Source organism: Bifidobacterium sp. ESL0690 (assembly GCF_029392315.1).
Taxonomy (GTDB): Bacteria; Actinomycetota; Actinomycetes; order Actinomycetales; family Bifidobacteriaceae; genus Bifidobacterium.
On sequence record NZ_CP113939.1, the window covers coordinates 771,621 to 791,545 of the forward strand.

Annotated in this window: 14 protein-coding genes; 11 read left to right on the forward strand and 3 right to left on the reverse strand. The window is 50.9% G+C overall.

Features of this window, described 5'->3' with window-relative positions:
- The first annotated feature begins 20 nt into the window (after positions 1 to 20).
- From OZX62_RS03070 to OZX62_RS03090, 5 genes are all read left to right on the forward strand, one after another.
- Entirely contained in the window at positions 21 to 749 is a 729-nt protein-coding gene (locus OZX62_RS03070; protein ID WP_277176550.1) for a hypothetical protein, read from the forward strand.
- A 217-nt stretch (positions 750 to 966) separates the two neighbouring features.
- On the forward strand, positions 967 to 2,067 hold the full coding sequence (locus tag OZX62_RS03075) for an IS1249 family transposase (RefSeq protein WP_277175349.1): 1,101 nt from the start codon (positions 967 to 969) through the stop codon (positions 2,065 to 2,067).
- Positions 2,068 to 2,176: 109 nt separating this feature from the next.
- Positions 2,177 to 3,382: an IS1249 family transposase gene (locus OZX62_RS03080; RefSeq protein WP_277175350.1), complete on the forward strand. Its 1,206-nt coding sequence runs from the start codon at positions 2,177 to 2,179 to the stop codon at positions 3,380 to 3,382.
- Positions 3,383 to 3,569: 187 nt separating this feature from the next.
- Positions 3,570 to 6,356 carry a DNA methyltransferase gene (locus OZX62_RS03085; RefSeq protein ID WP_277176551.1) on the forward strand — a complete coding sequence of 929 codons (2,787 nt, stop codon included), beginning with the start codon at positions 3,570 to 3,572 and terminating at the stop codon, positions 6,354 to 6,356.
- A 116-nt stretch (positions 6,357 to 6,472) separates the two neighbouring features.
- Positions 6,473 to 8,668, forward strand: a complete 2,196-nt coding sequence (locus OZX62_RS03090) for an ATP-binding protein (protein ID WP_277176552.1) — start codon at positions 6,473 to 6,475, stop codon at positions 8,666 to 8,668.
- A gap of 77 nt (positions 8,669 to 8,745) precedes the next feature.
- On the opposite strand, the gene dcm is transcribed toward OZX62_RS03090, so the two are convergent.
- Positions 8,746 to 9,903 (reverse strand): DNA (cytosine-5-)-methyltransferase, encoded by a 1,158-nt coding sequence (gene dcm, locus OZX62_RS03095; RefSeq protein ID WP_277176553.1) that lies wholly within the window; start codon positions 9,901 to 9,903, stop codon positions 8,746 to 8,748.
- A gap of 362 nt (positions 9,904 to 10,265) precedes the next feature.
- On the opposite strand from dcm, the gene OZX62_RS03100 reads away from it, so the two are divergent.
- The 3 genes from OZX62_RS03100 (at position 10,266) to OZX62_RS03110 (ending at position 13,377) form a co-directional block, all read left to right on the forward strand.
- On the forward strand, positions 10,266 to 11,216 hold the full coding sequence (locus tag OZX62_RS03100) for a zinc-binding dehydrogenase (protein ID WP_277176554.1): 951 nt from the start codon (positions 10,266 to 10,268) through the stop codon (positions 11,214 to 11,216).
- A 483-nt stretch (positions 11,217 to 11,699) separates the two neighbouring features.
- The gene (locus tag OZX62_RS03105; RefSeq protein WP_277176555.1) at positions 11,700 to 12,572 is read left to right on the forward strand and encodes a hypothetical protein; all 873 of its coding nucleotides are present in this window, start codon (positions 11,700 to 11,702) and stop codon (positions 12,570 to 12,572) included.
- A 205-nt stretch (positions 12,573 to 12,777) separates the two neighbouring features.
- A complete protein-coding gene (locus OZX62_RS03110) occupies positions 12,778 to 13,377 on the forward strand; it encodes an NAD(P)H-dependent oxidoreductase (RefSeq protein WP_277176556.1) in 600 nt (199 codons plus the stop codon).
- 103 nt (positions 13,378 to 13,480) lie between these two features.
- Here the strand turns inward: OZX62_RS03110 and OZX62_RS03115 are convergent, their stop codons facing one another.
- Positions 13,481 to 14,698: a CapA family protein gene (locus OZX62_RS03115; protein ID WP_277177009.1), complete on the reverse strand. Its 1,218-nt coding sequence runs from the start codon at positions 14,696 to 14,698 to the stop codon at positions 13,481 to 13,483.
- Between the two features lie 391 nt (positions 14,699 to 15,089).
- The gene (locus OZX62_RS03120; RefSeq protein WP_277176557.1) at positions 15,090 to 16,253 is read right to left on the reverse strand and encodes a hypothetical protein; all 1,164 of its coding nucleotides are present in this window, start codon (positions 16,251 to 16,253) and stop codon (positions 15,090 to 15,092) included.
- Positions 16,254 to 16,530: 277 nt separating this feature from the next.
- Here OZX62_RS03120 and OZX62_RS03125 point away from each other — a divergent pair, with 277 nt between their 5' ends.
- The 3 genes from OZX62_RS03125 to OZX62_RS03135 all read left to right on the forward strand — a co-directional run bounded on the left by OZX62_RS03125 (position 16,531) and on the right by OZX62_RS03135 (position 19,852).
- Positions 16,531 to 17,067: an NAD(P)H-dependent oxidoreductase gene (locus OZX62_RS03125; protein WP_277176558.1), complete on the forward strand. Its 537-nt coding sequence runs from the start codon at positions 16,531 to 16,533 to the stop codon at positions 17,065 to 17,067.
- A 499-nt stretch (positions 17,068 to 17,566) separates the two neighbouring features.
- A complete protein-coding gene (locus OZX62_RS03130; protein WP_277176559.1) occupies positions 17,567 to 18,205 on the forward strand; it encodes a CE1759 family FMN reductase in 639 nt (212 codons plus the stop codon).
- 225 nt (positions 18,206 to 18,430) lie between these two features.
- Positions 18,431 to 19,852: an aldehyde dehydrogenase family protein gene (locus tag OZX62_RS03135; RefSeq protein ID WP_277176560.1), complete on the forward strand. Its 1,422-nt coding sequence runs from the start codon at positions 18,431 to 18,433 to the stop codon at positions 19,850 to 19,852.
- The last annotated feature ends 73 nt before the right edge of the window (positions 19,853 to 19,925 follow it).

Consider the following 19,925-nt stretch of genomic DNA (forward strand, 5'->3'; position numbering starts at 1 on the left):
CTTCCGTAGGCATTCAAGAAGTGGAGAAAGTAATTCTTGCTTTGCTTACCTGTATCCAACCACGAAGTGACATATCTCAGGAACTTAATCAAGTGGTTTCATGCGGCACAATTGCCGGATTACTTCTTACTGCATTTCTTGGTGCTTCAGCCTATGTATATAGTCCGACCAGATATAATCCACCGGCTTTTGATTCAACCGACTATCGAGAAAAACAAATAGAGACATGGACGATATATCAAACTGCGAGAATGGATTCGTATATCTTTTGTAAAGATGAAGAAGGGAAGCGTTTGTGTGCAGAGATATCGAATATCTGTCTTGAGCATCTTAAGCGCCAGAACCTTGTACCAATTGTTAGTCAGATGAATGATGATTTATTTGAATGTTTCGTTCGTTTGTCTCGCTTCTTATTTTCACAGCAAGAATTTATCGAGTTCTCAGAACCAATAGATTTCGTGGAAGAAGGAAGAGTTCTTGCTTTTGTTAAAGGACTGATTACTAAAAGTGCTTCTTTACCGCACAAAACTTTTCGAGTTGATGTTGCTACGATAAAAGATGTTATCGATTTCGAAGATTTCGAAACTGCGGTTCAAAATTATCGGTTGAATAATTCAAAATGGAATGATGAACAAGCATTTGCGCTTGGTGCTGCGTATTTGGCATTGCGGAACGATGAATACCAAGATAGGGAAGTAACGGAAGAAAAAGTTCGCAATCTTCTGTCAAAATGGTCGATGAATAAATAAAATATGCTGGGAAACTTATCAGAGTTAGGGTCTGGGTTATAGGCCAGATTGTGTGTCTGTAATCGGTTTTGAGGGGTTGTGCCGTATGGCCCGGAGCCGGTTCGAAAGTGTGCCGGGACACTTTCGGGGGCGGCCAGAATGTGTGTCCGGAACGGGACCGGGGCCGTTGTGCCGCATGGGTTCCGGCCTGTTCGAATGTGCCGTGTTCGATGGAGGCATGGAGACACCCCTGTGCGCCGCCTGCGGCGGAAGAATGAAGAAGAACGGAACCACCAGCGCGGGCAGGACCCGCTGGAGGTGCAAGGGATGCGGGGCGTCGCGCACCCGCTCCTACGACCATGCCTCCGAGGACCTCAGGAAAGGCCTGGAATGGCTGTTCTCCGGGAGCACGCAGGCCGGCACGGGCGTTGCCGCGCGCACGCTGCGCCGCGGCAACGGGCTGATGTGGCGTCTGAACCCGCCCGTCCCGCTGGTCGGGGAACGCCATGAAGTGGTTCAGGTCGACGGCATCTGGCTGCACCGGCGGGCCGTGGCCCTGATCGCCGTGGCCGACGGGCACGTCATCGGCTGGCGGGTCGCCAGAAGCGAGAACAGCCGGGCCTGGATGGAGCTCATGCGCCGCATCGCCCCGCCCAGGGTGCTGGTCTGCGACGGCGGCAACGGCATCGGCAAGGCCATGAGAGCCGTCTGGCCCGGCACGCGCATGCAGCGCTGCCTGTTCCACGTGTGCATGAACATCACGGCCCTGACCGGCAAACGGCCCAAACTCGAGGCCGGGCGCGAGCTGCTGAAACTGGCCCGGCAGCTCAGCCGCGTCAAGGACGGGCCGATGATGGCGGACTGGCTCGCCGCCTACAACCAATGGGAACAGAAATGGAAGGGGTTCCTGGACGAGAAAAGCCAATACAGGGACGGCACCGTCGCCGACGCCCACCAGAGGCTGGTGCGCGCCCGCACCATGATCCGCAGGCGGATCTCCGAACACGTCATGGACACCTTCATCACCATGCAGCCGGAGTGCGACGGACCGATACCGCCGGACAACAACCTCGTCGAGTCATGGAACCGGCGGCTGCGCGACATGCTCCGCAGCCACAACGGCATGCCCCTGACCCACGAGATCAAGGCCATCTGCTGGTGGTGCCACGCGCACACCGAACACCCCGAAAGCCCCGCATGGCTCGCCCGCCACGCCATCACCGACGAACAGATAGAGGAAGCCAACGAACGGGCATGGGAACACTCGCCCGAAGGCGCGGCGCACACCCTCGGCACGCCGGAGACCTGGGGCACCGGCATCGACTGGAACGGGTTATAGGCCAAAAAAAGTTGGTTATAACCGGGGTTTGGCTTTGTGGGAGTAGGCGTTTCGTCCTGTTATTTTTCCCACGGGTTTTTAGGGGGCTTTTCCGGTAGTCCTGAGCGGTGTGAGGACGAGATCGAAGAGGGCGAAACGCTGCCCCTCGTGCGGCGGGCGGATGGAGAAATACGGGCATGACCGGAAGGGCGCGCAGCGGTGGCACTGCCCGGAATGCTCGGTCAACGGCGTGTTCCACGACCCCAAAGGCAGGAAGGCGATGCGCCGGGAGCTGGACTCGTTCGTCGCCCGGCTGCTCGGCGGCCATACGCTGGCCGAGGAGGGGCGCTCGTTCAGGCGCGACCGCGAATGGTGCTGGCGGGTCGACCCCGTCATCCCCGTGCCCGGAACGAAGAGCCATGTCCTGGAGACGGACGGCACCTACGTCAACGGCCGCTGTCTGCTGGTGCCGATGGACGGGACCACGGGCCTGGTCGTGCGGATCCGCTGGTGCGCGCACGAGTCGATCGCGGAATACCGGGCCCTGTTCCGCGGGGTGCCCGCCCCCGACGTGCTGGTCAGCGACGGGATGCGGGGAATGGAGCGGGCGGCCGCCGCGGAGTGGCCGGGGACCCGTCTGCAGCGCTGCCTGGTGCACGTGCACCGCGACACCGGCCGCGACCTCACCCACCAGCCCAAAACGCAGGCCGCCAAGGAACTGAAGAAGCTGTCCTCGCGGCTGTTCAAGGTGCATACGGCCGAGGAGGCGGCCCGGTGGGGCGAGGGCCTGAACGCCTGGTATGAGCGGTGGAAGGACATGGTCAACGAACGCACCACGGCGAAGGACGACCCGGCACACGCGGCGGGCCGTAAATGGTGGTGGACGCACGAGCGACTCCGCCGCTGCTACAAAAGGCTCGAGAAGCTGTTCCGGGACGGGAGCCTGTTCGCCTACACCGACCCCGCCCTCCTGGCCGGCGGCGAGGTGCCCCGCGACACCAACGGGCTCGAGGGCGGAATCAACAGCCCGATCAAGCGCATGCTCGACGACCACCGCGGCATGCCCCGGAAGCATATGATGCGCGCCTGCGAATGGAAATGCTACACGAGAAGCCCGCACCCCGACACCGGGGCCCCGCTCGACGCCTACCTCAAGACCCGACACGACCGCGAAGCGCGGCGAAGGGAAAAGACAAGACTGGCCGAGTCCGCCACCGGCGACGAACCCTTCGCCGACCGCATCTCCGTCCAGCTGCCCGACCCCGGCGAACCCACCATGAACGCCTACGAATCAGGCTTCGGCATCAGACACGGATGGGCCGGAACAAGCACATGACCGGCCGGAAAACAGATTCTAAACCAACTCTTTTTGGCCTATAACCCACTGGAACGAATTCCACACCGCCACCAGAAACCCCAACCAGACCTACTAGAAAACCAAACCGCCAGACACACAATTTGGCCTATATCCCTAGGGTCTATACGTTCAGGTGTTGACTATTGCCTTCGTTAAAATTGAGTTTATGAGCACAACGGAGCAAAAAGCAGCAGTGGAATTCGCCAAGAAGTGGCAAGGACGGGGCGATGAAAAGCAAGAAACCCAGAGGTTTTGGATTGAACTGCTACAGGATGTTCTTGGCAGACGCAATGCACTCGATGAGACAGAGTTCGAACATCAGACAGCCAAGGGTGGCTATATCGATGTTTTATGCCCCAATGCTAAGTTTCTGGTCGAGCAGAAAAGCTTGGGAATCAGTCTCGACAAAGCAGAGCAGCGTCAAAATTCTCAAGTGACACCTGTGGAACAGGCTTTGCGATATGCGAACTATCTGCCAGCAGATCAGAAACCTATTGTCATCTGCACCTGCAACTTCGAACGTTTCCGTTTCTATGATTTGAATGCTGACCCTGCCGCCGCTAAGCCTCCAATTGAAGAATTTACATTAGATGAACTTCCAGATCATCTCTCGATTTTCGAGCAGATTTTTGCTCCGGAGCATTCGCGTATAGTCGCTCAACAGAAGCTTTCTGAGAAGGCAGGCGTCTTAGTCGCCAACCTTCATAACGCTTTAGCTGCACAATATATCGATCCTGATTCTTCACAGTCGCATCATGCCCTAGCCGTGCTTACTGTTCGCATTGTATTTTGCCTTTATGCTGAGGATGCTGGTTTATTTAATCCCTCGGGCTCATTCACTTCCTATGTTAAGACATTTGAACCGATACGTTTGAGAACTGGCATTCTTGCGTTATTCGACGTGCTTAATACCGCATATGATGAGCGTGACCCATATCTTGATGACCAGTTGAAACTATTCCCATATGTAAATGGTGGCCTATTTGCTGAACCTATTGAAGTTCCTCAATTTAGTGGTGAAATTCAGACCGCCATTACTGATGCCGGAGATTCCTTCGATTGGAAAGATATTAGCCCGGTCATCTTCGGCTCATTGATGGAGGAGACGCTTAGTCATGACCAGCGGCGTGCGGGAGGTATGCACTATACAACGGTTGAGAACATCCACCGTGTCATTGATCCGCTTTTCCTTGATGATTTGAAAGCAGAGCTATCCCGAATAGAAACAGAAAAAGTTTCAGAACCTACACGGGAGAAGCATCTTCATGCGTTCCAAGACGAGATTGCGGGTTTGCAATTTCTTGACCCGGCTTGCGGCTCCGGAAACTTCCTGACTGAGACATTCCTCGAGCTCCGTAAACTCGAGAATAGAGTTTTGGAGCATTTACTCCATCGACAAGGAGTCATCGATTTTGGTGAGGGGACTGATGCTGGCTCTTTGGTTAAGGTTTCCATCGCTCAGATGCATGGCATCGAGATTAACGACTTCGCTGTCAGTGTTGCCAAAACTGCTCTGTGGATTGCCCAGCAGCAGGCGCTCGATGCCACTGAAAGTATTTCTGGACAGGCGCTCGATCACTTACCGTTGCATGATGCCGGCAATATCGTAGAAGCAAATGCTCTGCGTTATGATTGGAATGAACTTCTGCCAGGAACACGATGCAATTATGTGATGGGCAATCCGCCATTTATCGGTGCTTATCTTATGGACTCGAATCAGAAGGAGGACATGAGAACTGTATGGGGGAAATCATATAACGGATATCTTGATTATTCTACAAGTTGGTATCGTAAAGCTTCAATGTATCTGGCGAATACACCAGGTTCTGCATTTGCTTTTGTGTCTACAAATAGTATTGCCGAAGGGCAGCCAGTGGCGGCACTATTTGAAACGCTTTTCTCCGAAGGTTGGCGTATAAGTTTTGCTCATCAGACCTTTGCGTGGGCTGCGCAATCTAGCGACATGGCCCATGTCCATGTTGTGATTGTTGGAATGGACAAATCGAGTGATCGTATTCGTCCCCCACAACTATTCACTTACAAGAGGATAACGGATACTCCTTTTAAGAAGCAGGCGAACCATATTAATGGATACCTTATTGATGGTCCGAATATTTTTACAGAAAAGAGAATGACTCCTCTCAGTCCTCTGCTTAATCCTGCAGTTTATGGCTCAAAGCCTGCCGATGGAGGTGGATTCAGTATTTCGTTAGATGAACATCCCGATGGAATAGCCCGTCAGTATATACGTAGATTTGTTGGTGCTCGAGAACTCATTGATGGAAGTACTAGATATTGTCTTTGGCTGAAAGATACGCCTTTAAATGAGCTCTCTGCTTCACGTACTTTAAAAGAGCATCTGACTAAGACAAGGGATTTTAGATTGGCTAGTACTAAGGCATCTACTCAGAAAATGTCTGAGACACCGCAGCTTTTTGCAGAGGATAGACAGCCTACAGTGCCATACCTTGCGATTCCTAGCCATTTTTCAAGAAATCGTAGATATATGACATGTCGGCGATTCGATGCCGATGTGGTTTTAGGGAATGCTTGTTTTCTTACAGAAGATTTAGACGGCTTTGCGTTTGCTGTCATTGAATCAAGTATGTTTATTACTTGGCAGAAAACAATCGGTGGTCGCTTGAAATCAGATTATCGTTTTTCGAATACTGTTGTGTGGAATAACTTGCCGTTGCCCAGTGTCGGTGACAAGTTGCGTCAGCGCATAATCGAAGTTGGTCAGTATATCGAGGAGGTTCGTGACCGTTATCCTGAGGAATCACTAGCAAACCTATATAATCCACTAACTATGCATCCTGATCTTATCAAGGCTCACGAAGCTCTCGATCGAGTAGTCGACAAAGCTTTTGGTGCTGAAAAGCCCTGCCATTCTGATGAAGACCGGTTGACGATTTTGTTTATGGACTATGTGGAATTGACAAAACTATCATAGATAGAGTTAGCTATACTTCAAAATATTGCTTAAAATTTGTCATCGCATCCTTCTGGCTTTAATCTTTATAATAGAAAAAATTAAATCGCTTTAAAACAGGAAAAGAGGTCATTGCAATGTCGCAGGTTAAGAAAGAATTCGATTTTACTTGGACTGCGCTCAAATTACTTGGGAAAAATTTGTATTCAGATGCTTGGTCGGCAGTATCTGAGTTGGTCTCAAATGGTTTGGACGCAGGAGCTGACCGTGTTTCTGTTTTTATAGATGGGCGCCCTGACCATAAAGAGTCGGCGCAAATTCAGATTACCGATAATGGAACTGGAATGTCTGATGCTGGGTTGGATGCATATATTAAAGTCGGCTTTGACAGAAGACAAGCTGACTATGAAAATGATTCTGTAACCGATTCAATCTTGAATGGATCGGTTATGGGTAGAAAGGGTATAGGAAAACTAGCTGCACTATATTTAACAAATAAATATCTAATTCAGACAAAAACGAATGATTCTTTCAGCACATGGAAATTTGATGCATCAATTTATCAAGATAATTCTATTGAAAAGCCTAGTATAAATCGGGTATCGAATACTGAAGTTAATCCGATTGACCCCGAGTGGGGAAAATCTCTTTCGGGAACAGTGCTTGAATTAGCAAATGTAAATTTATCTGGATTGGGACCGAAGGCTTTTGATGGATTGTCTGCTTTGCTGGCTAATCATTTCCTGCAATCTTCATTGCCTGATCAACATATTTTTCTTTGCGTTGCTACAAATGATATGGAATATGATCATCCTCAATTTGATGAAGTCAAAAAAGCAGTTGCATTTAAAAACTTCGCACTCATAGTCGAGAATTATCCTGATATTGCGGATGAACCTGCAGAAATTGGAGAAATCAAGCAAGGAAATCATCAAGTAAAAATTCCGCATACTAAAACTAGTTTACAGCCGTTGATGAGAACTGCTCATGTAGGACCTTTTTCTAGTTGTGGATTCAATTTATTAGATGCTCCGGTATTGGGCGATAAAGGTATACTTAATAAGCATTCTGTTTTCTGTGGGCAGCTGAAAGTTCCAATTACTCAGATAGACACGAAAGTGTTGGAACAAAACCAAGGGCGTATAAAGACAAGCAATGATTATGCTCTGATTCCATATAGGTTAACAGGTTGGATTGGTTTGCACGCTACTATCAAATCTTCTGTAGCGAAAGAAAATGATTCTCGCTTTGAAAAGAATCGTTTCTTTAATCCTTCACAGATTCGATTATATGTTCGGAATAAACTCGCTGTTGCAAATATACTCGATGATTTAGGTATTACTCAGGCTTTTGTGAATTATATTGAGGGTGAAATCAGTTTTGATGTTTTGGACGATGATTTACTCCCTGATATTGCGACTTCCAGCAGACAAGGTTTTGATCAATTTGATGATCGTTGGCAAATTCTTAAAGAGTTAGTTCGCCCCCTGGTACGATATTTGATTAATTATCGCAATTATATTGCGGAAGAATTACGCGAAGATGAAAAAAGAGTCGAAAAGACGGCTAAAGAAAAAGCAGTAGGGAATTTTAGTGAATACGTATCGTCAAACAGCGAGATTCCTGATAATCAAAAACCTGATGTTATTTCTGTCATGAGTCAGCAGCTTAAAGGAGGTGTTGAAGCAAAGGACACATATAAGATTTTTCTTTCGCATAAAAGCGAAGATTCAAGATTTACTAATTTTATATACAAATTGTTAGAGCATAGAAATGTTAAGAAAGAAGAGTTTTTCTATACTTCGGCCGATGATGATATTGACAGGTATGAAAGAAGCGATAGTCTAGAGTCTCAGATAAAAGCAAATATCGTAAGTGATAATAGTTTTGTTGTGTATCTTACAACGCCTGCTTTCAGAACAAGCGATTATTGTATGTTCGAAGCGGGTGCAGGATGGGCGACCAGAGGGGTTGATGATTATAGAATTATTTCAACCCGCAATGATGATATACCTGCATATTTATCTAACGACAGACCAGAGGTAACTCTTTATGATAGTCAGAGTGAGACTATTAAATTGGACAGGAAAACATATATTGAACTTGTGGCAATATTAAATCAATTAATTGACCATATCAATAAGGCACGTGAGATTAAGAATGAGGTGAAAGTCATTCGTTTCCCTGAACCTCAGATTCCAGATGATGCAGAGCTTGCACAACTCCACACGACGGTTAATGATTATATGGATTCAGATATTCAGACCTATTGGAACTGTTTCGTAGAAAATGGCTTAGATGACTATATTTCAGAATTGAAGGCGAATTTTTAACTACGTGTATTAACAATTTGAAAGAATACGCAGATATAAGATAAGTCATAAAAGTGAGGTAGTTAATATCTGCGTATTCATCTACTTAATCGGATAAAATCAATACCAAGTTGGTAATTGCTGAATAAGTTTATAGCTCTACGTATCTTCTGCTGGTTTGTAGAAGAGAGTTTTGTTCTTTTAAAACATTTTTCCAGTTGTTTGTTGTAATCTTCTGCATTGAAATCATCTTCAACGAAAGGTAAAATCCGATCTGCATAACGCAAATGAGAGAGTACATCTTTTGCGGATTCGTTAGTCATTCCAGATTGTAGCCAGCTGATAAAGGATTTTTGGGGTTCTTGTTTGTTGATAAAAGACATTAAAGCAGATGCTATTCGACGAGCAAATTCGACAGGAACAGCATTACCAATCATTTGTTCTTTTTCTGTATTAGTACCGCTCCAAATATAATCATTAGGGAATGTTTGTAATAAAGCACGCTGTTTATATGAGAGTGCAGTAATATTTTTGCTCAATGATTTGTCATTTTTATGTGGTTTGTACGTGGGTGGTTTAGGACGATTGACTCCTCGAATTGTTGGAGCTGGCTCATCTATAGTAAATATTGCCCTTCGTGAGTATGAACGGGGGTGACGATAATAAAAATCAACTGGGAAATCGGGATATTTTTCACGTACTGTTAAAGGTAAGAGAGTCTCTTGTGACAGTAAATTTGAGTTAAGAAAATTGTCCGTTTGTTTTTGGGAGCCTATGACAACAAACCGCTTCCTATGCTGCGGCACTCCAAAGTAATTAGCGTCCAATACTAGTTCGGTTAAGCCATATCCAGCAGTTTTAAATAAGTTTCGCGCCAAACTGTATGAATGGCTTGTTCGGGCGCGAGCTACGTTTTCCATGACAAAAAAACCAGGCTTAACAGCACAGACTATTTCAGCAAAAGATTCAGTGAGAGCGGCACGATTACCTTCTTTTCTTAAACCAGCATTTGAAAAATCTTGGCAAGGTGGTCCGCCAACTATGATTTCTGGTTTTAGAGGCCGTATTATCGCAACTGTTGCGGGGACATTTGATAAATCGGCTTTTGTGGCATTATGATCCGGAAAATTATCATTGTAACAGTTAATTGCTGCGTCCCAAACTTCAAATGCTGCAATTACGCCGAAGCCTGCCTGACTAAAACCTGTAGACATGCCGCCACATCCAGCGAAGAGATCTACGACTGAATGGCTCACTGTTCTCTCCTGCTTGTGGGACTGCATTGGTTGAAATAATTATAGCGTTTGGGCTGTAAGAATTATAAGGTTTGGAGAGTTAAGATATGGTATTCGCTGTTTATATTCATGTTGTTGGAATGTGAAATTCTGGTTCTTAGAATTATATGAAGATTCAGAAATCGCTATTTAGGATACCCTCCGATTGAAGATTCTTATATTTAGCTACTCCATCTTTACTCGGCAATCGGATAGTAATTGAACAAGACATTGATAGGTTTTAATGCCTTGAATGCCCATATGGCTCACTTCAGTTTTGATGCGGCAGGGGATTTCATCTATTTACAGTGTAAGATAAAAAGACTAAAAGAGGGAGCACAACCATGAAAGCATGGAGATTTTACGGGACTAACAAGCCGCTGAAGTTGGAGGAGGTGCCGGAGCCGCACGCCAAGGTGGGCGAGGTCGTCGTCGATATGAAGGCGGTCGGGCTTTGCCACACGGACGTCGGGTTTCTCACCGATCCGGGCTGGATGACGGGGCACACCGTGCCGTTTACGCTCGGCCATGAGGACGCAGGCGTCATCAGCGAGGTCGGGGACGGCGTCGAAGGCTTCAAGGTCGGCGACAGAGTCGCGATTTGCCCGACCACTTCGGCCGGCACACCAGGCGGCAGCTTCGATGGCGGCTATGGCGAGAAAGTCGAGATCGGGGCACAGGCGTTGGTGCCGATTCCCGATTCGGTCGATTTCGTCAGGGGAGCGGCGGCCACCGATGCGGGCATGACTTCGTACCACGCCGTTGCCACGCGTGCGGCCGTGAAGAAAGGCGAAAACGTCTGCATCATCGGCGTCGGCGGTCTGGGCCAGATCGGCGCTCGCGTCGCGTATCTGCTCGGCGCCAACCTCTACGTCGCCGAAGTCAAGGAGTCCGCATGGCCGATGGCCAAGGACCTGGGTGCCATCGACGTGAAGAAGTCCATCGCCGATTTCGCCGCCGACGGCATCAAGTTCGACAAGGTCATCGATTTCGCAGGCTTCGGCACCACCACGGCCCAGGCCATCGAGGCGTGCAACAAGCACGGCGTCGTGGTGCTCGTGGGCATGGGCCGGCTCGAAAGCACCATCAACACCAAGGCGCTCATCATGAGCCAGGTCGATCTGCGCGGTTCGAACGGCGGCACCAAGGAAGACATCGCCGGCGTCTACGAACTCATGTCGTCCGGCAAGCTTGACCCGGTCACCACCAAGATTCCATTCAGCGAGATTCCCGAAGGTTTGAAGAAGCTGCAGGCCGGCGACGTCCGCGGTCGTCTCGTTGCGGTGTATGAGTGAGGTTCAAAGCGTTATCAAGTGATGGGTGTCGTCTCTACAGTTTGTGATGCTGGAGTTTGACATTGTGTCTGCTGACGAAATCTGTTACCCTGAACTCGATTAAGCTAGGCAGTGTCTAGTTCGCGAAGGTCACCGATTGATGCAGTCGGTGACCTTTTTGCCATTAAAAGTTGCTTTCAAACAAGCCGATAATGTTTATTTGCTTCTTCTCTCGAACCTGCAACAAATGAAGTCGTTGATAAGATAAAAAATCCATGATTTTAAGGCCGTTACTTCGTTTATTGCAATATACGTTACAAATGAAGTAGCGGCTATTGTTGAGGGTCCCGTAGTAAGAACAAACTGGGAATAAGCCAACAAATCCGGCAAAATTTATCGAACCAGCTCTACCTCGAATCAATAAATTATTATATGATGATAAAGTTTGTGATTTAGTGAAATAGAGAGAAGGATTGCAGTATGAAAACTGGATTAAGGCATTTAATGAAGGCGTTTCCGCCGCAGGTGCAGTTTGCGGTTACGCTCGCGCTGGTGGGGATTCTGCTTGCGCTCGTTATCGTCGTTGAAAGCAGGAAAGTTCTCAAAAAGCAAGGGCCGCTTTTCGAAAGTAACAAGCGACTTCAGAAGAAAATCGAAAGTGTCGATTCGTTGCAGCGTATCATGACGGACCCGCAGGATGCCCAGATTCTCGCCAAACGCAAGCAAAATCTGGAGCGAAAAATAGAGACCAGGCAGTTGCGTGACCAGTTCAGGGAATACGCCGACGAACGCTTGAAAGAGGCCGACGCGGAAACCGCGAAACTCTTCAAGCCCAAGAAATTTTTCGCCTTCGCCTACTATATGGTGGCCACATTGCTCTACACGGCGCTCCTTCTTTCAACGTTGCGCCTGCTGACCTATCCGAAGGGATTCACTCCACTTGCCGTGTTCCACAAAACCACGGGCATGCTCATCGCTCTCGTTGTCGTCATACTCGGCGTTTTGGTCTGCTTCGGAATCAAGAAAGCGTGGCAGCGCTCGCAGGTCAATTTCGCGTTCCGTACCTACCTGCTCCCGCTTATCAGCAGCGATAACAAGGACGTGGCCAACCAGGAGCAAGCGGCATTCGATAAAATGGTCGACGCGCGCAAATCCAGCGCCCCGAAAGTCGGTTTCCTCGCTCCGGTTTCGGGCATCCTCACGGGCATAGCCGCGCCGATTTACACGATGTGCATCTACCATCTCCAGTTCTTCCCGACCAATATGTTCCTGCTGCTGTTCGGCACGGTTTTCATGGTCATCTGGTTCTACGGCCTGATTTATTTCTGTGTCAGCGCACTGCGTTACATGTTCCGCAAATCGGATTGTGCTTATTAAATCGCTAGAATCTTTCATCTCAAAGCCGTCCCGCAGCAACATCAATTCCCCTGGCTGTAGGACGGTTTTGTTATTCGTTTATCCATTTTTGGTATAACATCGAGGTTTGTATTTGTAAAACTTTTTAGGACACAAACGAAAGTGGTACCTGCCACAGAACGACAAAGTCACTTATATAATCGCCTTCGTTTCGTACAATAGAATCATGACCAAATTCCTAGCATTTACGGCGAATCCGGAACCGGAATCGCTTACACAATATATCGGCAAAGCGTTCCTTGAAGGCGGCGCAAGCAAAGGCGCGAGCACCGAGTTCGTCGACCTGCACGCCATCGGCTTCGACCCGACCTATCGCATGGCCGATCGCAAGCAGTACCTCAACGAAGGCCCTATGCCCGATGACGCCAAGGCCCTGCAAGAGAAGATCCTTGACGCTGACGTGATTGCGCTGGTTTGCCCGATTTACTGGTGCTCGATGCCCGCGATGATGAAGGGCTTCACCGAGCGTGTGCTCTGCCGCCACTTCGGCTACAACCCGGACCACAGCAAGTCCGTGATCGCCGACAAGAAGTTCCGCTTCATCATGCTCACTGGCAGCTCAGAGCAGTGGTACCACGAGTCCGGCATCCACGACGCCATCTACAACCAGGTCATCTACTACATGTTCCACCATTATTGCGGTGTGAAGGATGCCGAGCTGGTTTACGTCGACAATCTCGAGATGGGCGACGATTCGGTGAAGGCTCGCGAGGCCGCTGCCAAACAGATTGAGACGATCAAGGAGCTTGGCGCGTCGATGGCGTGAACCTCAATTTTCGGATAATAACAAAAGGCTGTGGAAAGCGAGATATCAACTTTCCGCAGCCTTTTATTATTAGCGTTGTTTCCTCGCTTAAACAGGAATCCGCCTACTTGTTCTGGCGGTGTTCGTCGGTAAGCCGCCATTCGCGCACGACATTGGTATCGGCGCCCAGCGAATAGATCACGTCGTGGATACGTTGCTCTTGTTTCGCGTCGGTACCCGGGTCCCAACAGATGCCGTTGGGGTGGTCGTTGGCGATCGGACACCATCGGTACTGCCCTTGCTGCATATTGGCGGTGGGCACCCAGTCGATGCGGTTGACCCGCCATGTGCCAGGCTTGCCGCGCTTACCCGCAAACTGGATGCGCGCGCTCACACCTTGATTGTTGACCTCGTTGCCGGGAATGTGCGAAGTGACGGTCACCGCGTTGCCCAGCCCGTACACAATCCACGTATTGTGATATTTCTCGATCGGTTGTGCGCAGTGGCATCCGGCCCCATAAATGACGTCGAAGGCACCGGTATCCGCGAGTTCGTGCGCTTCCGAGACCTGCCACGAATCGGCTTTCGTCAGATATTCCTGAACCGAGTGCATCGCGATCGCCACCACGTCCGCACCCTGCTGCCGTGCCGCTTTCGACTTGGCGACGGCTTTCTGGATGTCGGCTTCATGATTCGGGTCGCCCGCCTCGCGCAGCCTGTCGACCTGCCAATCCTGATCGGCGGTCATGCCGTTGAGTGAAACCGTCCCGGTAATCAGCCCAAGCTTGCCACCGCCGGTGGGGGAGTTGATGACCAGCGGCTTCTTCGAATCCTCTTCGGTTTTGTACGATCCGGTCTGCGCGATGCCATCCGCCGCAAGCGTGTCCCACAGCCGCGCGATGCCGGCGCTGCCTTGGTCCCAAGAATGGTTCGTCCCGTGCGTGCACGCGTTATAGCCGACATGCGCCGCGGCGTCCGCCACCTCCGGGGGAATGTTGAAGATTGGGTATGCGGAATACGGCCCGCCGCGCTGGGCGATCGGCGTCTCGAACTCGCACACCGAAATGTCGGAAGCCTGAATATACGGTTTCATGTTCGCGAACAGCGGGTCGAAGTTGAAGGCAGTGCCATCGGTAGCGCTCGGGTTGTTCTGGAAATGCTCCCACAGGCCCTCGTGGAAGAGCAGGTCGCCGTTGACGAACATGGCGATGCAATCGTCGTCCGGGCAGTCGGGGGAGTTGCCATGATGCGTCAAGACCGGCTTCGGCGTGCTCTTCTTGTTGATGGCGACGTTCGAGGCCGCGGCATCGCTGGCAGACGTGGAAGCGTTGTGGCTCCGCATACCGAAGAACAGCGCCGCGCCCACCACAACAAGCAGAGCCAACACGACGATGCCCGCTCCCAAAAGTCGAGGCAGCGGCGATGCTTTATGAACCGAAGTGTTGCCTGCAGGATTGTTCGTGTGACGCGGGCCGTGTTTGGGATTGGACTTCATCGTGCATCCTCTTTCGTCTGTTCGTCTTCGTCATTGCCGTGTTTCTCTGTTTTCAAGGATACTCTTTTCGACGGTTTGGCCGAATCTGCTGTGTCCTTCGCCAGTTTGCTTTCTCGTTTCGTCAAAATTTGGTGGCATTCATACTTGGTCATAACTCTTGTGATGGTTGCAGAGGGGCTTATGAAGTATCGCTTTGTAATAATCAAAGGAAATTATTAATACGTACGAAATCCGCTGCCTAGAACCGGTCATACTGATGCTCGGCATGGCTGACCATCCACGGGTCGGGAACGTAGATGTCGCTCTCCGGAACGCTTTGTCCGTTTCGTTTCTTGAACGTGCCATCGTCACTTTGGGTTATCCGGCAATCCGCTATCGCTTGCAAAAAAGCGTTGATTTCGTCGGGGGTTTGAAATGGATAGGGCGTGGTACACCAAACAGGATCGGCCTCGATAATCACTGGCTGAGGAACTGCGGATGGGGGTAATGGCATTTTGTTTTCTATGAAATCCCGAAATCCCACGATGATACTGGCATTATCAAGATGGCTTGCCTGGGCGGCCTGGGTCGCCGCCGATTCGGCAGCGGCACGGTAGGAATCATGGAATCGCGCCCCGTCGAAGACGGTGAGAATGTCGTGACTGTCTTCATCGCCCGAGCGGTGAACACAATATCCGCTGGAAGCCGCGGCTTTTCCACCGCTGACAATGACGCACCATTCTTCGCGGATGCGGTCGATATGGGTGTTGATGGTAATCAGTGAATTTTCAGGAGCCTGGCTCAGGTCGTGCTGCAATTCGCCAAGATTTCTTCGTGCCGCTCTGAATTCCGGCACCCGTCCGCGGCTCAACTGCGACCAAGGACGTTCACCCAGTCCTTCTGGTAGCTCGTTCCATGCGCGAATTTCGGAGACGGAGACGATGACGACGTTTCGTTGCGTTAATTTTCGGGGCAAACGGGCTATCCAATCGGGAGCCGGTGCGTCAAAAAGCAGGGGCGATAGACCGTGTCTAATTCTCCAGGCATTGTTGGCAATCAGCAAATCGGCTGTAATCCATACAGCAGTAGTGTTTGTGATCTCACGAGCCGGCTCGAAACCGTAGTCATAAGTGGCTGTCCAATTATCGAAAAGATTTCCCGATTGTGCCCGTGTTGCCGATGCTGTTCGTTGTGTTGTCGATATGGCTTTACCGTCTAAAGAAACCCGCTCATTTTCCTTATGATTCTGCGGTTTCATCTGTATAGCATCACAAGAAAGAGGCGTCTTTTCTTTCGTGAAACCAGTGCCGGTAAAGGCGATACTCGACTGTGAGCTATCGCTCATGTGAAGTTTGTCGAAATACTCTTTGAAGGCGTCCTGAACCCACGAAAGCGGGCTGATAATGGTCAAATCGACGCTCAATTTCCCTCCGTTTTCGATAGGTTCCACTAAATATCTTAAGTGTACTGACCGGCTTTGAAGAGAGCGAAAACGTTGCAATTGCAAGGTTCGTGTAAAATTTGACAGGACAATATTCAACACAATAATTAGACAGATTCAAACCGGCAGATTTATTCCCGCTTGCCTCCCAGCAAAATATGACACAACGTAAGGTCTTGTTTAGTATTGCTCCTACAAGTTCGCTTGTAAATGAAGAAATGAATAAGCAAAAATTACACAACTTCAAGGAGTCAATATCATGACCAAGATTGCCGTTTTCGTCGGATCGCTGCGCAAGGATTCCTACAATAAGAGCCTCGCCAAGAACGTTGAGCGCCTTTCGCCCGAAGGTGTCGAATTCGATTACATCGACATGGATCTGCCGCTTTACAACCAGGACCTCGACGGCGACATGCCCTCCAAGGCCATCGAAATGAAGCAGAAGGTCGAGGCCGCCGACGGCGTGCTGTTCGTCACCCCCGAATACAACCGCAGCTTCTCCGGCGTCATCAAGAACGCCATCGACTGGGCCTCCCGTCCGTGGGGCCAGAGCTCCTTCACCGGCAAGCCGGCCGCCATCATCGGCGCCTCCATGGGTGCACTCGGCGCTACCCAGGCCCAGCACGACCTGCGCAACGTCGCCCTCTTCTTCGACATGAAGCTCATGGGCCAGCCCGAGGTCTACTTCAACGCCGCAACCGGGCTCGACGAGAACGGCAAGGCCGTTGAGAGCTCCGAAGACTTCCTGCGCGGCTTCGCCGAGGCGTTCGCCAAGCACGTTGAGGCCAACAAGTAAGTAGCGTCGTAAGAGCGTTGTTTCGTCGCGATGCCGGGATGCCGGCAATACTGGTGATCCCGGAAATACTGAAATACCAACGGTACTGGGATACTGGCAACGCAGTACCGTTGGAGATGTGGCAATATCGGTAATACCGCCAATCCCGCCAATCACAGCGTTTCGAGCATCGCGACGAAACCGATAGCCGCAACGGCCAGTGTGAGGTCGTAACGCATCAATGATGCAATCGTAAATATTCGGTATTCATAATACAATTTTTATAAAACGTTTGATGTTTCTATGCGGTATAATTTGCGTGTATTTGCGTAATGTGAATACAATCACGGTTTCCTTAGTGCTACCTGACGTTTCGGCCTCGCGTCGGACGTATGAACGTGGTACGTTAGCAAGTGGTTATCGTGTACTCGGATTGCCGGGGAGTGTGCCTCGCGGTGCGCTTGCAAGGCTTGAAGCAAACATTCAAAAATTGAAGTTGTCAGGTGCAGGGAGGAAAACTGTGAGTCTTGAGGAGACGACAGACATTGTGGCGCTGGCCGCTAAGGCGGAGGCCGATGTGAAGCAGTACCGCTTGACGGTGGTCAATGCGGGCATTTCGGAGCCTTCCAGCACCCGGCGTTTGGCCAAGGAAATCACGAACAAGGCCCAGGCCTATCTTGAGGCTCGGGGCAAGGTTGTCATTGTTGAAATGGTCAATCTTAAGGATATGGCGGTCGACATCGCGAAGGCCTCGGTGACTTTCGAGTCCAGCAACCGTCTTTCCGAAGCCATTGCTTCGATCACTGCCGCCGACGGTCTGGTTGTGGCTTCGCCGATTTACAAGGCCTCGTATTCCGGCCTGTTCAAGGCGTTCTGGGACCTCGTTCCGCGCGATGCCATCACCAACATGCCGCTGGTTTTGGCCGCGACGGGCGGCTCCAACCGCCACGCTTTGGTGCCGGACGTGGTCATGCGCGGTCTGTTTGCCTTCTTCCGCGCCGTTCCCGCCGCCACGAGCCTTATGGCCACCAAAGAGGATTTCGATACGCCGGAACTGGAGAGCCGCGAGGAGCGTGCGGCCACGGAGCTGGGCGCGTTGATGCTTTCCGGTGTGCGGCATGAGCCTGTGGATGAGCCCGCCGACAATATGAACTGGTGATTTTGCCGGTTTGGTAGGTTCGCAGGGTTTCGGCCTGCCGGTTCTATTTTTATTGTGTTATCGGCCCGTTGTCTTTTAGATGACGGGTCGATACCTTTTTTTCAGGCGGATTTTTATTTTAATCGGACGATCCTTCGTTTTATTTTGCCTGAGATTCTGCACCGGATTTATTTTTTCTGCGTACGAGTATGGGGTATGATGAGTTACGCCTACAAGGAGGTGGCTATGGTTTATCAAACCGTCAATCCATATACCAACGAACTGGTAAAGGAATATCCGTTCACCACTGATGCCGAACTGAAGAGCACCATTGATCTGGCGGACAAAACATATCACGAAACGCAAAGCCAGCCGATTGCCGAGCGTGCCAGGATCCTGCACAACGTTGCAGCGCTGTTCCGCAAGAAGTCGGCGGAACTTTCGAAGATCTGCACGGTTGACATGGGCAAGCTCGTGGGGGAGTCCGCGGGCGAGGTGGAACTATGCGCCATCATCGCCGACTGGTTCGCCGACCACAGCGAGGAACTGCTCAAGCCGGACAAGCTTGACAGCATTGTCGCCGGTGACGCCCAGGTGCTGCACCAGTCCGTCGGTGTTGTCGTCATGGTGGAGCCGTGGAACTTCCCGTACTACCAGATCATGCGCGTCTTCGCACCGAACTACATGCTCGGCAACACGATGATTCTGAAGCACGCTTCCAACACCCCGACCTCGGCCAAGCGTTTCTGCGAGATCGTCGAGGAGGCAGGAGCCCCGAAGGGCGCTCTGACGAATCTCTTCATGACCTATGACCAGGTGACGCAAGCCATCGAGGACCCGCGCGTTCAGGGTGTGGCGCTCACTGGTTCCGAGCGTGGCGGCGTCGCCGTCGCGGGTGCTGCTGGCAAGGCCCTGAAGAAGAGCACCATGGAGCTGGGCGGCATGGATCCGTTCATCGTTCTCGGTGATGCGGATATGAAGAACGTCAATGAATGCGCATGGCGCGTCCGCCTGTACAATGCCGGCCAGGTCTGCACTTCGGCCAAGCGTTTCATCGTCATGGACAACGTCTACGACGAGTTCCTCGACGGTCTGATTGACGCTTTCTCGCGTGTCACCCCGGGAGACCCGATGGATCCGTCGACCACCATCGCCCCGATGAACTCGAAGCGTGCCAAGGAGAAGCTGCAGGGCTCGTTCGATGCCGCGGTCGCCGCAGGCGCGAAGGTCGCCTACCGCTTCCCGGAAATCGACTCCGACGGTCAGTTCTTCCGTCCCTCGATCTTGACCGACATCACTCCCGACAACCCCGGCTACAAGACCGAGATGTTCGGGCCCGTGGCTGCGGTCTACAAGGTCCACAGCGAAGAAGAGGCCGTGGCGCTCGCCAACGACAACCCATACGGCTTGGGCGGCATGCTCTTCTGCGGAGACAAGAATCACGGTGCCGAGGTGGCTGCGAAGGTCTACACCGGCATGATGTTCGTCAACACCCCGCTGGCCTCGCTGCCCGACATTCCGTTCGGTGGTGTGAAGCTTTCCGGCTACGGTCGCGAGATGTCGCGTCTGGGCCAGATGGCGTTCACCAACGACAAGCTGCTCGTCACCGCGGACCGCTTCGACAAGAACAACGCCCCCGGCGCCCTTTATGCCGCACAGGATTTATAAGCTCTGTAGGGTATGAGCAGATACTTAAATCTCTGATCTGACCATTTGAAAATCGGGTATCGAGTGAATTTCG